This is a genomic window from Dyella sp. AD56 (genome assembly GCF_002878475.1).
GTDB lineage: Bacteria > Pseudomonadota > Gammaproteobacteria > Xanthomonadales > Rhodanobacteraceae > Dyella.
The window spans coordinates 171,669-186,405 of the sequence record NZ_NRDP01000025.1; the positions used below are offsets into that span (position 1 = coordinate 171,669).

A 14,737-nucleotide genomic window follows, 5' to 3' on the forward strand; every position below is an offset into this window, starting at 1 on the left:
TCCCTGCCGGTAGTTGCGTGGTTGCCGGCCAGGACAGGTGATTTGCAGGCGTGTCGAGAGCCGGCTTGTTCCGGCGTTATCCGAAGCGATGCCACCCATGACCGAACACTTTCCCGCCAGTCGCCGTGCACTCGTGTATCTCGCCATGGCCTTCGGCATTACCTGGGTGGCATGGGGCATCCTGGTCGTGCTCGCCCAGCGGCAGTTCACGAGCTATGGCGCATGGCCCTTCATGACGTTGTACGTGTTGGGCGGATTGGGGCCGACCATCGCCGCCTACCTGGCCGTGTGGCGCACGCCGGAACAGGCGCCGGTGCGTGAGTTCAATCAGCGCCTGTTGCGCTGGCGCGTGCGTCCCGTGTGGTATCTGCTGGCGCTGGGCCTGCCCCTTGTATTGGGCTTCATCGCCATTGGCGTCGCGGTAGCGCTGAAGCCTGCGCTGGGAGCCTCGGTCGATATCAAGTCGTGGTATCTGTTTCCGCAGTACCTGCTGATGACCATCATCGGTGGTGGACTCGAAGAATTTGGCTGGCGTGGTGTCACGCAAGAGGAATGGGGGCGAGTCATCGGCCCTACGCGTGCAGCGCTGCTGATTGGACCGATCTGGGCGCTATGGCATTTGCCGCTGTTCTTCCTGCCCGGTGTGGTTCAGTACCACGCGAGCTTCGCGCTGTTCCTGGTGGGCATCATGGGTAATGCGCTGCTGTTGGGCTGGCTCTACAGCCGCACGCGCAGCATTCTGCTGTGCGTGCTCATGCACGCGGCAATCAATGCGGTGCTGATGATGGGCATAAACGTGCCGACGGGCATGGGTATGGGCCTGGTCGGTCCGTGCATGAGCCTTTGCGTTGGCGCCCTGTTGTTCCTGTCGATGGGACGGCGATCGGAGCAGCAAGAGACCGCCGCGCGCTGAGCATGGTCGTCAGGTTGCGGCGCGCTCCAGCGTCGTGCAGATCGACTCGAACGTCGTCTCATCCAGCCACGGGCTGTTGGTGATGGTGAGGGACCGCGCAGCGAAGCTGCGCGCATTCGGCAGTGGCGTATCGGCGACGATCTCGCGCAGATAGCCGTAGTCGGGCAGGGCATGGATAAACAGCCGGCTGACGCCGAGTCCGGCGGTCCACAGCGTTTCCAGCGCGGCATCGCGCCTTGCCTCGTCCCGCAGCGTAAGTAGCAGGAATGGCCACACACCCTGCAGGCCGGGCCTGTCGTCGAACACGGTGATGCCGGGAATCCGGCGCAGGCGTTCCACGCGGCGTAGCGCCTGCTCCCGTGTTGCGTCGAGGAAGGCCGGCAAACGCGGCAACGCACGTGCACCGACGGCCTGTCGCCATCCACTCACCGTATGCAGCGGAATATCCGGGCCGAAATCATCGCCGACGGCGGCGACGGGATCGTTCTCTGCCAGCGCCTTGCGCAGTGGGCATCCATAGGCGAGCGACAGCAGCGATGGGCGATAGGCCAGCGTGTAGCCGATCAGCTCCAGCGCGCGTTGCCAGTCCATCTTCGCGTCTGGGTGAATAGTGGCGTCATGGCTGGCGGCGAACGCATCGCGCAACACCGGGTCGCGCGTTAGTAGCAGGCCGCCCTCGAACAGCGTGAGGCCTTTGCCCACGGCGAGACTGAAGAAACCGGCGTCCCCGAGCAGGCCGACGGTGTGTTCGCCGTGCTTGGCGCCGAGTGCCTGGGCGGCGTCTTCCAGCACGTAGGCACCCACGCGATGGGCAACGTCGAGCGCTGCGTTTACGTCGGCCACGCGGCCCGCGAGATGCGTCGGTACGATGGCCAGCGTGCGTGGCCCTGCCAGGGTGCAGAGCTGGACGAAGTCCATGTCGAAATGATCGGTAGCGAGATCGCACAAGCGAAGCTTGAGCCCCGCGCGATGGATGGCAAGTGCCACCAGCGGACAGGTCCACGCGGGAACGATCACTTCGTCGCGTTGCGGGCGCAGGCGATGCATGGCGCGCAACGCCACCACCATGGCGGCGGTGCCGGAGCATTCGAGTTGCAGATGATCCACGCCGAGCCAGTCGGCGACACGTTGGGCGAACGGCGCGCGACCGGGCCATAGGTCGGTCAGGCGTAGCGGCAGTCCAGCAGTGGGCGGCAGCTCGCGCACGTCATTCTCCGGCGGCGACGCCCAGCGCACCCTTGGCTTCGGTCGGTGCATCGCCTTCCGGATGCGCACCGCTCTCCGCGAAGGCCAGGCAGATGATGCCCGCCACGATGGTGGCCGCCCCGAGTACACGCGGCAAGGTCAGCGGCTCATGGAACAGCCACACGGAGAACAGCATTACGCTCACCACTTCCAGATGGGTCACGGCGAATGCGGGACCGATCGGCGCGTGCTTGAGCAGCGTCATCCAAGTGAAGAAGTTGCCGACGTAGCCGATCACCGCGACGTAGATCCACGGATGGCCGAACACGCGCACGATCCACGCCCAGTTTGCTTCGGGCGGGAAGGCGTGGTCGCCGGCGTACTTAAAGCTGAGCTGCACGAGCGTGTCGAACAGCACCAGGATGGTGAAGCCGATGGCGTAGAAACGGACAAGACTCTTCGTCATTTCAGCCGCCCCCCGCCACGCCGACAATGCATACACCCGCTGTCACCAACAGGATGCCGGTCACGCGCAACGGCGTCAGCTTCTCTTTGAACAGGATACGTCCTGCGATCATGACCACCACGATGTTGATCGAGCCCAGCAGCACGCCTTCCGACAGATCGACCAGCGACAGGAAGGCGATCCACACCAGGAACTCGGCGACGTACGAAAACACGCCGATCCAGATCCACGGCCGTGCGGCCATGTACTTCCAGCGGGCGAGACCGTCACCGGCACGCGGATCGCCTGCCGCTGCCTTGAAAGACAGCTGGCCGACGGTGTCGAGCGTGACGTTGAGCAGCCACAACGCAATCACCAAAGGACTCATCGCGAGTCCTCAGGCCGCAGCGCGGGCGGCGGGTTCGTAGGTGGCGGCAATCTGGCGGAAGAATTCCGCCGAACGGTCAGTCAGCAGGCGACGTTCCCGGTCCACCGTGATCATGTGGTAGCTGTCCTTCAGCCACAGCGTTTCCACCGGGCCAGACACCGATCGCTGCACGAGGTAAGCGTTCTCGATGCTGGCGATATCGTCCTCGGTCGCATGGGCGATCAGGCAGGGCGCGGTCACCTTGGGCAGCTCGCGCTTCACCACGGCGGCCATGTTGTACATCTCAGCCAGCGACGGCCACGGGTTGCCGGGCAGGCCGGCTGCGGCGCTGTCGCCGCTCAGCATGGCGCCGCTGATCTGCGCGCGCAGGCGCTCGTCGCGGATGCCGTACGGTTCCTCCTCGTGCACCATGCGGTGCTTGCCGATGCCGAGCTTATGCAGCATCGGCAGCAGGAACGAGAACTTGCCGAACCACGGAATCGCCCAGCCGTCATAGCGGAAGGTGGCGCCATACACGCCCACGCCCTTCACCCATTCCGGGCGCTCGGCGGCGAGCTTGAGCGCCAGCACGGCACCCATGGACAGGCCGGCCACGAACAGGTGGTCCACCTCGTGACGGTACTTCTCCGCCGCGGCTTCCACGCTGGCGTACCAGTCTTGCCAGCCTGTTTTCAGCAGGTCGTCGACATCGCCGCAGTGACCCGCGAGCTGCATGCCGTAGACCGAATAGCCGGCGCGGTTAAGCCCCTTGCCGAGGAGACGCATCTCCGTCGGGGTGCCCGTCAGGCCGTGAATGAGCAGCACGCCGCTGCGACCGCCTTCGTAGCGGAACTCAACATTCTGAATCACAGGAGAGCTCCGGTGCCGCAGGCGATGGGGGTAGGGCGGCGCGATGCGCGCAGGGAAAAGGGACCGTAAACCATGAAGCCAGTCTGAGGGTCCACCCTTTCCAAGAACTTTCGGCTTTCCGGACCGGGGGTTAGGAGGCGTCTGATAGGCGCCGTATCACCATGGGTTCAGGCGCGGCCGTTGCCTGCGCCACTGCGTCGAAGATGGTCTTGTTCGCGGCACGATGACCGATAGTTACGGACAGATGGCTACCGGAAGCGAACAGATGGCGTTGAGTCACCACATCACGGAGCTCAGCGGCCAAAGTGCCCCTGGCTGCCGCTGACCGAAATGCTCATGCCGCCGCTTGGATGCTCGCAGCTGCCAAAAGCCTGGCTGACTGTGACGCCCGCCCCGCCGTAGCTGCCGCTCATATGGTTGCCGGCCACGACGCCAGTGGTCACTGCACCATGAACCTGCGGCTGGTTGTAGGTGGCGTCGTCGCAGGGGACGGTGCCCGGGGCAGGGCCGGCGGCGGCCTGGGTGTCGCCCAGCGCGCCGCTGGTGTCGCCGTAGTAGGTGCCCGGCGGGTCCTTGGTGTAGGCGCCGGTTTGCGCAGCAGCATTGGCCTGTGCTGTCGCGTTAGCGTTACCAGACACCGCCTTGCTGGCGTCGGTGGGCGCCGCGGTATTGGAGGCGGCCGCGCTGGCGCTGGAGGCGGGCAGATTGGCCGGCAGCTTGAGGTTGAGCGGCGTCTCGCTGTTCTGGGCCCAAGCCGTGGCGGCGAGCAGGCTCGCGGCAACGAAAGCGGTGGTGCGGACGATCTTCATGGGGAAAAACTCCGGGAGCTTAGGGCCTATAACGCATCACCGTCGCCGATGTGCACACATTGTCGTTGGATTCCCGAGCAAGCGGTGAAGTTCCCGCATCCGTGTAGGAGTGCACCTGTGCACTCCTACACGGATGAAGCGGCGTCAGCCGGTCGTCTCGATGCGCTCCACGCGGCGCAGGCCCTGCGGCAGCAGACCGCCGCGGGTGGCACGGCTGCCGCCGTACTCGACCAAGTTCGACCATTTCAGTGTGAGCTTGCGCTGGCCGGCGTAGAGCGTGACTTCGCCCTTGCCCTCCGCGACTACCGCAACGCCGACAACCCTTACGCCTGCGGTGAGCTTGGCCTTGGGTACGTCGATCAGCTTGTTGCCCTTGCCCTTGTCCAGCTCCGGCAGTTCGGCCACCGAGAACATCAGCAAATGGCCTTCGGTAGTGACCACCACGATGCGATCGCGCGCGGGGTCAGCGCTGACCTGCGGCGTCAGTACCTTGGCACCGTCACCCAGCGTGATGATCTGCTTGCCGGCCTTGTTGCGGCCAGTGAGTGCCTCGAAGCGGGTTACGAAGCCGTAGCCGTGGTCGGTGGCCAGGATCAGGCGTGTATCGTTGTCACCGGCGGTGAGTGCGTCGAAGCTGGCGCCCGATGGCGGGCTGAAGCGGCCGGTAAGCGGGTCGCCGTTGCCGCGCGCGGAGGGCAGGGTGTGCGCAGGCGTTGAGTAGCTGCGGCCGGTGGAGTCGATCACGGCAATCTGCTGCGTGGTGCGCGCCTTTACCGTGGCGAGCAGGCTGTCGCCTTCGCGGTAGTTCAGTCCATCGGCGTCCACGTCGTGGCCCTTGGCGGCGCGGATCCAGCCCTTCTGGCTCAGCACCACGGTGACCGGTTCGCTGGCGACCAGTGCGCTTTCGTCCAGTGCCTGCGCGGCGACGCGCTGCACCAGCGGTGAGCGGCGGTCGTCGCCGAACTTGGCGGCGTCGGCGCGCAGCTCTTCCTTGATCAAACCCTTGAGCTTCGCTGGTGACTTGAGCAGCACGTTGATGCGCGCGCGCTCTTCTTCCAACTGGTCGCGTTCGCCATTGATCTTCATTTCCTCAAGGCGAGCCAACTGGCGCAGCCTGGTCTCGAGGATGTAGTCGGTCTGCTCTTCGCTCAGGCCGAAGCGTGCCATCAGCACGCCCTTGGGTTCGTCCTCGGTACGGACGATGCGGATCACTTCGTCCAGGTTGAGGTAGGCAATGCGCAAGCCTTCCAACAGGTGCAGGCGACGCTCAACCTTCGCCAGGCGATGCTCAAGGCGGCGCGTGACGGTGGTGGTGCGGAAGCTGAGCCACTCGGTGAGGATGCGCTTGAGATCCTTCACCTGCGGGCGGCCATCCAGGCCGATCATGTTGAGGTTGATGCGGAAGCTCTTTTCCATATCCGTCGTGGCAAAGAGGTGCTGCATGACCTCGGCCGCATCGATACGGTTGGAGCGTGGCACCACGACAAGGCGAATCGGGTTTTCGTGATCGGACTCGTCGCGCAGGTCTTCCACCATCGGCAGCTTCTTCGCGCGCATCTGCGCGGCGATCTGCTCGAGGATCTTGGACGGGCTCACCTGGTGCGGCAGCGCCGTGATGACGATGTTGCCTTCGTCCACGTGATACACGGCGCGCGCGCGCACCGAGCCCGTGCCGTTCTGGTACATCGCCAGAAGGTCGTTGCGCGGCGTGATGATTTCCGCCTCGGTCGGATAATCCGGGCCCTGGATGTGCTCACACAGGTCCACGATGGTGGCGTCCGGATCATCCAGCAGGCGGATGCACGCACTCACCACTTCGCGCAGGTTGTGCGGCGGGATATCGGTGGCCATGCCCACGGCGATACCCATCGAGCCGTTGAGCAGCACGTGCGGTATGCGGGCCGGCAGCCAGCTGGGTTCTTCCAGCGTTCCGTCGAAGTTGGCTACCCAATCCACCGTGCCGTGGCCTAGTTCACCCAGCAGCGCTTCGGCGATGGGGCTCAGGCGCGACTCGGTGTAGCGCATCGCGGCGAAGCTTTTCGGGTCATCCGGCGAGCCGAAGTTGCCCTGGCCATCCACCAGCGGGTAGCGGTACGAGAACGGCTGGGCCATCAGCACCATCGCCTCGTAGCACGAGGTGTCGCCGTGCGGATGGAACTTGCCGATGACGTCGCCGATGGTGCGCGCGGACTTCTTGGGCTTGGCCGAGGCAGCCAGGCCAAGCTCGCTCATGGCATAGACGATGCGACGCTGCACCGGCTTCAGGCCATCGCCCACGAAGGGCAGGGCGCGATCCAGCACCACGTACATCGAGTAGTCGAGGTAAGCCCGCTCAGCGTATTCCTTGAGCGGGATCTGTTCGAAATTGGCTTGCAAATTCATTGGGTTGCATCGTTGGCGTGCGCGCGGGCGGCGCGCTTAACCGGACGATGTTGCCAGAAAGGGGGGCCGGGGGGCGAGGGGCAGGGGCCAATCCCCGGTGGCGGCGCCCTTGGGCGCGACCGGGTATCACGATGGTGCAAGAAGCCGGAAGCCGCCGGGGCTCGCGGTTATTCCTGAATGCGGGAGGTCTTGATGCCCAGCTTGCGCAACTGCTCCTGCAGGCTGTCGGGCCCCGCGAGATGACCGGCGCCCACGGCCACGAAGCTCACGCCGGGTTGCTGCATGCGCTCGGCGATGGTCTTCGCCCAAGCCTGATTACGCTCGACGATCAGGCGCTGGTAGAGCAGCGGGCTGTCCTTGCGCAGATCTTCGTCTTCAATGTGGGCGATGGCCGCGGTATTGCCGTTGCGCCAGGCGTCGATCAGTTCGCGCAGCTTCGCCGGGCCGTCGGCCACTTCCTTGAAGGACTGACGCAGAAAATCCAGCTGCATGGACTCGGGCAGGTCGGCCAGCATGACGATCTGCTGTTCGGCCGTTTCCAGCCCGTCGACCGGCTTGCCGGCCTGTTGCATGCGGGCCTTGAGCAGCTTGTCCACGCCCTGGTTTGGATCCAGGCCAGCCTGCATCAGCGGCGCCATGGTTAGCGTGAGGGCCGCCAGCCAGGGGCGCATGGGTTGAAGCGCCGCCACGCCGCCGGGAAGCTTGGCGGTTTCCGCCGCCTGTTCCAGCTGCGTGCGCTCCTTCTCGTCGAGCTTGCTGGACAACGGTTGGCTGAGATCCAAGCCGTGCTGCATGACCAGCGTCTGCATGGAGGCCGCGTCGTCGTCGACGATTTCGATGCTCAGGCGCTGACTTTCGTCCAGCGCCTTGTCCAGCGCGGGTGATTTCCAGTTCGTGTCCGCGGGCAGCAAGTGCACCGTGCCGAACAGGTAGACCGTGGCGTGGTCGTTCTTGGCCACCCACAGGCCGGGCAGAGCCGCCGCTGCCGTGACGAGCAGGAAGTTCAGAGCCAGCGCGGCGGCCAATCGTCGAAACAGTTTCAATGCAAATCCCGGAGCAAAGGCGGACAACGTGTTATGGCGGGCATGGGCCTTCAGCCTGCAGATAAGGGCACTATCGTGCGCTGCGTGGCCTGCTGCAAGCGAAATCAGCGGGGAACGCGATAGCCGCCGGGGACGCCGTGGGGGCTGAGCGTCAGCTGCCAGAGCTGGTCGCGTCGGCTGCGGAATACAGCAGCGGATACGGCGAGATAGAAACGCCACATGCGCCGGAAGCGGTCGTCGTAATGCGCCGAAAGCTGTGCCCAAGCCGCGTCGAAATTGGCGCGCCACGCGGTGAGCGTCAGGTCGTAATCGGCGCCGAAGTTGTGCCAGTCCTCCACCACGAACAGATTCTGCAGCGCCTCGGTGACCTGACTGGCCGCCGGGATCATCGAGTTGGGGAAGATGTACTTCTCGATCCACGGATCGGGGCGGCCGGGTGTGCCGTTGCTGCCGATGCAGTGGAGTACCAACAGGCCGTCGTCGCGCAGGCAGCGGCGCGCCACCTCGAAAAAGGAACGGTAGTTAAGCGCGCCCACGTGCTCGAACATGCCGATGGAGAAGACAGCGTCAAACGGTTCGTTGAGTTCGCGGTAGTCCTGCAGGCGAATCTCCACTGGCAGGTCGCCGCATAGCTCACGCGCATAGGCGGCCTGTTCCTGCGAGACGGTAATGCCTACGCCCTGCACGCCATAACGTTCCGCCGCAAATTTCAACGCCATGCCCCAGCCGCAACCGATGTCCAGCACGCGTTGTCCAGGCTGCAGGCGCAGCTTGCGGCAAATCAGGTCGAGCTTGGCTTCCTGGGCGTCGTCGAGGTTGTTTGCCTCTGCCCAGTAGCCGCAGGAATACATCAGCCATTTGCCCAGCATGGCCTCGAACAGGTCGTTACCCAGATCGTAATGCGCGCGACCGATCTCGAAAGCGTGATCTCCGCGCTGCATGTTGATGAAGCGCGCCTTCAGGTGCGCCAGCATCGTATCGAGCGTCTTCAGCTCAGTGTCCAGTTGCGCACCGAGGATGCGCGTGAACATGCCCGGCAGATCCTCGCTGTCCCACCAGCCGTCCATGTAGCTTTCGCCCAGGCCGAGCGAGCCGTGCGCGAATACGCGCGCGTAGAGACGTTCGTCGTGCACGTGCATGTCGGTGGGGCGTGCTCCGTCGAGGCGAATGCCGGCATGTTGGAGCAGGCTGGCAGCCCGTGCCTTCAGTGAATCCTGGCTCATGCGTTCCTCGTTTGACGTGGTGACGATGCGAACAGGAGCGGCATGGCGGCTTCAGCTGGCGCCTGGTGCCTTGCTCAACAAGCCGAAGCTTGCGGAAGCGATTGCATACACCGCGTCGACACGGCTGTCACGCACCGTTTGCAGCAACGCCTGGGCCTGCGCCTCGCTCAGCAGAAACTCCACTTTCACGGCCAGATCATCCGCGAGCTCAAAGAACTGTTCCTCGCGCAGCACGCCGTGTCGACCGAATCCACAGATGGCGCGGAACGCCGAGCCGCCGCCAATGCCCTGTTTGCGCGCGTGTTCAAGCAGCCACTCGTAAACCAGCTTGCCGTCGTGGCATGCCCGCGCATGGGTGTAGAAGCTGAGTAGTACGCCTTGGTGAAGGTTTTCCATAAAGCACCTCTAGCGCAGCACGGTGCGGGTGAGGGCGATGCCGGAGATGGTCATCGCGATGGAGCCGACCAGATGGAGGGCCATGTGGCCGCCGAACCAAAGATACTGCTGACGTAGTAACAGCGTGGTTGATTCCGCCGAGAACGTGGAAAAGGTGGTGAGGCCGCCCAGAAAGCCCGTGGCGGCAAACAGGCGAAGCTCGGGCGGCAGGGATTGGAAGTGGTCAAATACACCCAGTACCACGCCCATCAGCAGGCCGCCGACCAGGTTGGCGGCCAAGGTGCCCAGCGGTACGGTGGGAAAGATGGGGTTGAGCAGCACGCCGAGCATCCAGCGTAACCAGCACCCCAGTACGCCCCCCACGCCGACGGCGAGAAATCCGGTAAAGCCCACGTTGTCGTCTCCTCACTGAAGAACTTCGCTGGAAGGACTTCCTGGAAACAGGCACGCGCCTGCGCCCCGGAAAGTCCGGCGGTGCAGGCATCATCAACCCTAAGGGAAGGGTGGTTCGCCCCGGCTGGGGCCGGAGGCATGCCATCTCCGTGTGCCAATCATCGTAGCGGATGATCCCTCGAACGTCATGGCTCGGGAGCAGGGACGCCACCGCTATACTCGGTGCTCCTCGCCCGCCGTGCCACGCTCATGACATCTTCCCCGCGCCCCGTCCGGCGCAGCCTGCCGTGGCTGCTGGCGGGCCTGTCGATGATCGGTCCGTTCTCGATCGACGCCGTATTTCCGGCATTCCCGCTGATCGGCGAGCGTTTCGGCGTGGACAGCTCCGGGCTGCAGCAACTGATCAGCGTGTACCTGATCACCTACGCCGTGATGAGCCTGTTCCATGGTGCCATCTCCGATGCGATTGGCCGCAAGCCGGTGATCGTTGCCGGCATGCTGGTCTATGCGCTGGCGTCCGCGGGCGCGGCGATGTCGACCTCCTACAGCATGCTGCTGACGTGTCGCTGCCTGCAGGGTGTCTGTGCCGGCGCCGGTCTGGTTGTTGGGCGCGCCATCGTGCGCGACAGCCTGGAAGGGGCGGCGGCGCAGCAGATGATGTCGCGGGTGATGATGATCTTCAGCGTCGCGCCGGTGATCGCCCCGATCGTCGGTGCACAGTTGCTCTTTCTCAATGGCTGGCACGGCATCTTCTGGGTGCTGATGGGGTTCACCCTGATGATCGCGGTGGCCCTGGTGCTGTTCCTGGAGGAAACGCATCCGCCAGCGGCACGCACACCGTTCAACGCAACCACTCTGGTCCGCGGCTACGTGAGCTTCGGCAAGGATCGCCCGTTCTGGCCGTTGCTGTTGTCGTGCACAGTGAATTTCGCGGGCCTTTTCCTGTACATCGCCTCCGCGCCGCACATCATTCGCGACCTCCTGCATCTGTCCGCGCAGGGATTCCCGTGGCTGTTCCTGCCCACCGTGGCGGGCCTGATGATTGGCGCGTGGATGTCGGGACGCATGGCCAATCGCCGCAGCGTCAGGTACACGGTGAACCTGGGTTATGGCGCCATGTTGGCGGCGTGCGGGCTGCACGTACTGATGGCGCTCATCACGTCCGAGCCAGTGTTGCCATGGTCCATGTTGCCGCTGGTGCTGCATGGCATCGGCGTGCAGCTGGCATTCCCCACGCTCACCCTGTTGCTGCTCGACCGGTTTCCACAGCGCCGTGGCGGCGCGTCGTCAGTGCAGGCATTCTGCAGTCTGTTGCTGTGCGCGATCGTGGCCGGCGTGCTGTCGCCGCTATTGTCCGGGCACATGGCCTATCTGGCGCTTGGCGCAAGCGTGCTGACGTTGGTCGGCTGGTTCGCGTGGCGCTGGTACCTGCGACTGGCTGAACGACCGCGCGTGCCGCATACCGCAGCGGCCGAGGTCGAGGTGGAATTGCAGACGGAAATCACCGAGCCGCGCTGACGCGTGGCGTTACGCTTATGGTCGAGGCGCGGAGTCATGCGACTCCGCGCCTGCCTTATCAGTGCTCGTTGACCTGCAGCTTCTCCAGCAGCAGGTTGAGCTTGCCCTTCATGGCCTCTTCGGGGCGTGGTCCATCCACGCCGTAGAACGCCGTATAGAGCACTTCCGGCTTGATGTCGGCACTGGCTTGGGTGCCGCCCACGGCGCCGATGTAGGTCATGTCGTTCTCGCTGTACGGCACGCCATCGTCGGGGTGGCTGCGATTGACGATCTTGCCCCAGTGGTTGCGGAAGCTGTCGTCCAGATCGTCCGAGGGCGCGACGTGGCGGCCGACGGTCACGCGCTCGGCGTTCTCCACGTTGGATCTCACCTCGACCTTCGAGACGTCCCAGATCGTCTTGCCGCGGTCCTGGAAGTAGGACATGCCAAGCACGAGCTGGCTGTCCGCATCGATCTTCTGCAGCGATGGCGTATAGGCGAAACCGATGCGCTTAGACTGGTACTTGAAGTCGTCGCCGTAGTTGAAGCGGATGGCGATGTCCGACAGTACGCTGGGCAACAGGTCGGTGTTGGCCAGAAACTCTTTCCACTGCGCCAGCGTGCCGCTGTAGGACAGGTAGACGAAGTTGGCGAGCTGCGTCAGGTCCGCCATGTCTTCGTGCTCGGTGCGGTTGTTGGTGATGCGGACCACGGCCGCATAACCGTCCGGCACCGGCAGCAGGAAAGCTATCAGCAGCCCATTGTTGTACGCCATCGGCCATTCGCGGATCTGCCAGCGACGCTGGTAGGCATCGGTGTAGTCGCGCTCCAGCGACGGCTTGCCGAGCGAGGTGATCTTCACTTGCTCTGCGCCCACGCGGCGCTGCAAGGGGGCGGCCTTCAGCGCCAGATCCATGAACAGCTTCGAGTCAGCGTAGAGCTGCTTGCTGGTGACATCGTCAGGCTTACGCAGGTGGAACATCATCTGTTGACCCACCACAGCCCGGCTCAGGTATCCGTTGCGCGGCAGCACCGCCTTGCTTTCATTGGCTGTCGCAATCGTCCAGTCGCCGTTGCTGTTGCGGTGAAGCAGGGTGGGGAAGGCATTGAGATTGGAGTTGCTGTGCAGCAGGCGGCTCGATCCGGCGCCATTGGGGAACAGGGTGGCGGCATTCTCGGTGAGCAGGTCGTGGAGCTTCTGGTCAACGTCGGCGTTGTGCAGCTTCTGGTAGGTGGCGCTGAAATCCGCGAACGACTTGGGAAGCGGAAACTGCGCCTTGAACGCGCCGGTGTGCTTCTCCTCGATCACATCCAACTGATAGCTCTCGCGCGTGTCGATTTCGCCGAGATTGGCCGGGGCCTTCAGTACCAGGTCGATAGGCAGCGCATAGTTGAGGTTCTCGTCGGGCGACTTCATCACCACTACGCCGACAACCTTGCCATCCTTGTCCAACAGAGGGCCGCCACTGTTGCCGGGCGAAGCCGCCGCGGAGAAGCGTAGCCATTTCCAGCGACCATCCTGCTCTTCCGGCGTCTGCGAGGTGTAAAGGCCGTCGCGGATCACGATACCGGTGCCCAGCGCGTTGCCAACCGCGTAAACCACTTCGTTCATTTCGGGCTGGGTGTTTACCGCGAGCGGGGCGACCTTGGGTGGATCTTTCAGCGTGAACTCGACGAAATCCTCGTGCAGCGAGTAGCGCGTGATCTTGTCGATGGCGTAGACGTGGCCGCTGGCATCGCGCAGGGCCGGTTCGCCCATCAGGCTGTCGATGCCTATCGCGATGACGTGGCCGGCGGTGACGTAACGGTTCTCGCCAATGGCGAATGCGGTACCGACGGAGTAGTACTTGTCCGTGCGCTCCTGATACGGCAACTGGTCGAGCGGCAGCGGCTTTTCGTAGGTAAGGGGGTCCTTACCGGGTTTGGGGATGACCACCTCGAAGGTCGCGGCCTGCACCTGCGGCAGCACGGCTGGGTCCATCGTTGCGGCATGCAGCGGCGACAGGGTCGCCAGTGCCAGTCCGGTCAGCCATCCAACACGTCGCCATGCGCGCGGGTGCTTCGAAGTAAGCGCTTGCCGTGCGTTGGTTGCCGGCTTATCCATGTGCTGCCTCGTTGTGTTGTCGGCGCGCTGGGTGGCGCCATCCCCTGGGCATGAAAGCCCTGTCCCGCCCGTGAGTTTATCCAACGGATCGGGCGTTGGAATGGTGTACGTCGCAAGTTGTGCCGATGACACGTCAGTAGCTTGAGCACCAGTACACCCGAACAGGTTTAAGCTGCGAGCCGCTTCCGTGGAGCCGTCCCATGTCACGCCCGCCCGCTGCCAGTACCGTGCATCTGCCGCAGGGCTCATGGGATTCCGTGCTGGACGCCCTGTGCGCGCTGTTTCCCCGAATCGAACGCGCCACCTGGGCGGATCGTTTCGCCCGTGGGCGCGTGCTCGACGAGGCGGGCCAGCCGATGCGCGCCGACGTGCCCTACCGCGCGGGGCTATGCGTGCATTACTTCCGCGAGGTGCCGCAGGAGGCGCCGATCCCGTTCCACGAAACCCTGCTGCACGTCGATGCCCATCTGGTGGTGGTGGACAAGCCGCATTTTCTGCCGGTGACGCCGGCAGGTGGCTTCGTGGAAGAAACGGTGCTGGCGCGGCTGACCCGCACGCTCAGCAACACCGACCTCGTGCCGTTGCATCGCATCGACCGGCATACCGCAGGGCTGGTGATGTTTTCGGCCAATCCGGCTAGCCGTGCCGCCTATCAGTCGTTGTTCCGCCATCGGCACATCGAGAAGGACTACGAAGCATGGGCATCGCCGCTGCCGGCACAGTCCTTTCCGTTGGTCCGTCGTTCGCGCATCGAAGCGGGCGAGCCGTTCTTCCGCATGCACGAAGTGCCAGGCGAGCCCAATAGCGAAACGCGCGTCGCGGTATCGGAGCGTCACGGCGCGCACTGGCGTTACGCGCTGCAACCGGTCACCGGGAAAAAGCATCAACTGCGGGTACATATGGCAGCGCTGGGCGCGCCGATTCTGCACGACCCGTTCTACCCGGATCTGCCGGAACCCCAGCCGGACGATCACGCGCGCCCCCTGCAGTTGCTGGCCCGGCGGCTGTCCTTCCTCGATCCGCTCAGCGGCGCGCCAAGAGAATTCGTCAGCGAACTGGAGCTGCTGCCCATCGCATGACCGCGCATGGGGCAGGGCGGTCGCGGTTGGT

Annotated in this window: 14 protein-coding genes and 1 riboswitch; of the genes, 3 read left to right on the top strand and 11 right to left on the bottom strand. The window is 64.3% G+C overall.

The annotated features are described in order from the left end of the window. Positions 1-97: 97 nt before the first annotated feature. The gene (locus tag DyAD56_RS17010; protein ID WP_158241373.1) at positions 98-913 is read left to right on the top strand and encodes a type II CAAX endopeptidase family protein; all 816 of its coding nucleotides are present in this window, start codon (positions 98-100) and stop codon (positions 911-913) included. A 9-nt stretch (positions 914-922) separates the two neighbouring features. Here the strand turns inward: DyAD56_RS17010 and DyAD56_RS17015 are convergent, their stop codons facing one another. The 10 genes from DyAD56_RS17015 to crcB all read right to left on the bottom strand — a co-directional run bounded on the left by DyAD56_RS17015 (position 923) and on the right by crcB (position 10,026). Then, a complete protein-coding gene (locus DyAD56_RS17015) occupies positions 923-2,170 on the bottom strand; it encodes a DegT/DnrJ/EryC1/StrS family aminotransferase (protein WP_102303944.1) in 1,248 nt (415 codons plus the stop codon). Beyond that, complete coding sequence (locus DyAD56_RS17020; RefSeq protein WP_102303945.1) at positions 2,121-2,564, bottom strand: EamA family transporter; 444 nt, start codon at positions 2,562-2,564, stop codon at positions 2,121-2,123. Before DyAD56_RS17020 ends, DyAD56_RS17015 begins: the two co-directional genes overlap by 50 nt. Before the next feature lies 1 nt (position 2,565). Further along, on the bottom strand, positions 2,566-2,931 hold the full coding sequence (locus tag DyAD56_RS17025; protein ID WP_102303946.1) for an EamA family transporter: 366 nt from the start codon (positions 2,929-2,931) through the stop codon (positions 2,566-2,568). Between the two features lie 9 nt (positions 2,932-2,940). After that, a complete protein-coding gene (locus DyAD56_RS17030) occupies positions 2,941-3,780 on the bottom strand; it encodes an alpha/beta fold hydrolase (RefSeq protein ID WP_102303947.1) in 840 nt (279 codons plus the stop codon). Between the two features lie 293 nt (positions 3,781-4,073). Beyond that, on the bottom strand, positions 4,074-4,589 hold the full coding sequence (locus DyAD56_RS17035; protein ID WP_102303948.1) for a hypothetical protein: 516 nt from the start codon (positions 4,587-4,589) through the stop codon (positions 4,074-4,076). A 144-nt stretch (positions 4,590-4,733) separates the two neighbouring features. Further along, positions 4,734-6,971, bottom strand: a complete 2,238-nt coding sequence (gene parC, locus DyAD56_RS17040; protein WP_102303949.1) for a DNA topoisomerase IV subunit A — start codon at positions 6,969-6,971, stop codon at positions 4,734-4,736. A gap of 167 nt (positions 6,972-7,138) precedes the next feature. Continuing rightward, the gene (locus tag DyAD56_RS17045) at positions 7,139-8,014 is read right to left on the bottom strand and encodes a TraB/GumN family protein (protein ID WP_102303950.1); all 876 of its coding nucleotides are present in this window, start codon (positions 8,012-8,014) and stop codon (positions 7,139-7,141) included. Positions 8,015-8,118: 104 nt separating this feature from the next. Then, positions 8,119-9,264, bottom strand: coding sequence for a cyclopropane fatty acyl phospholipid synthase (gene cfa / locus DyAD56_RS17050; RefSeq protein ID WP_255409228.1), 1,146 nt, complete (start codon positions 9,262-9,264; stop codon positions 8,119-8,121). 24 nt (positions 9,265-9,288) lie between these two features. Then, complete coding sequence (locus DyAD56_RS17055) at positions 9,289-9,633, bottom strand: DUF190 domain-containing protein (protein ID WP_102303952.1); 345 nt, start codon at positions 9,631-9,633, stop codon at positions 9,289-9,291. Positions 9,634-9,642: 9 nt separating this feature from the next. After that, positions 9,643-10,026 carry a fluoride efflux transporter CrcB gene (crcB, locus tag DyAD56_RS17060; RefSeq protein WP_102303953.1) on the bottom strand — a complete coding sequence of 128 codons (384 nt, stop codon included), beginning with the start codon at positions 10,024-10,026 and terminating at the stop codon, positions 9,643-9,645. A 77-nt stretch (positions 10,027-10,103) separates the two neighbouring features. Further along, a riboswitch (Fluoride riboswitch) is annotated at positions 10,104-10,184 on the bottom strand. Positions 10,185-10,275: 91 nt separating this feature from the next. On the opposite strand from crcB, the gene DyAD56_RS17065 reads away from it, so the two are divergent. Then, positions 10,276-11,544: a multidrug effflux MFS transporter gene (locus tag DyAD56_RS17065; protein ID WP_102304020.1), complete on the top strand. Its 1,269-nt coding sequence runs from the start codon at positions 10,276-10,278 to the stop codon at positions 11,542-11,544. 58 nt (positions 11,545-11,602) lie between these two features. On the opposite strand, the gene DyAD56_RS17070 is transcribed toward DyAD56_RS17065, so the two are convergent. After that, positions 11,603-13,627 carry a serine protease gene (locus DyAD56_RS17070; RefSeq protein ID WP_102303954.1) on the bottom strand — a complete coding sequence of 675 codons (2,025 nt, stop codon included), beginning with the start codon at positions 13,625-13,627 and terminating at the stop codon, positions 11,603-11,605. A gap of 200 nt (positions 13,628-13,827) precedes the next feature. On the opposite strand from DyAD56_RS17070, the gene DyAD56_RS17075 reads away from it, so the two are divergent. Beyond that, positions 13,828-14,706: a pseudouridine synthase gene (locus DyAD56_RS17075; RefSeq protein ID WP_102303955.1), complete on the top strand. Its 879-nt coding sequence runs from the start codon at positions 13,828-13,830 to the stop codon at positions 14,704-14,706. The last annotated feature ends 31 nt before the right edge of the window (positions 14,707-14,737 follow it).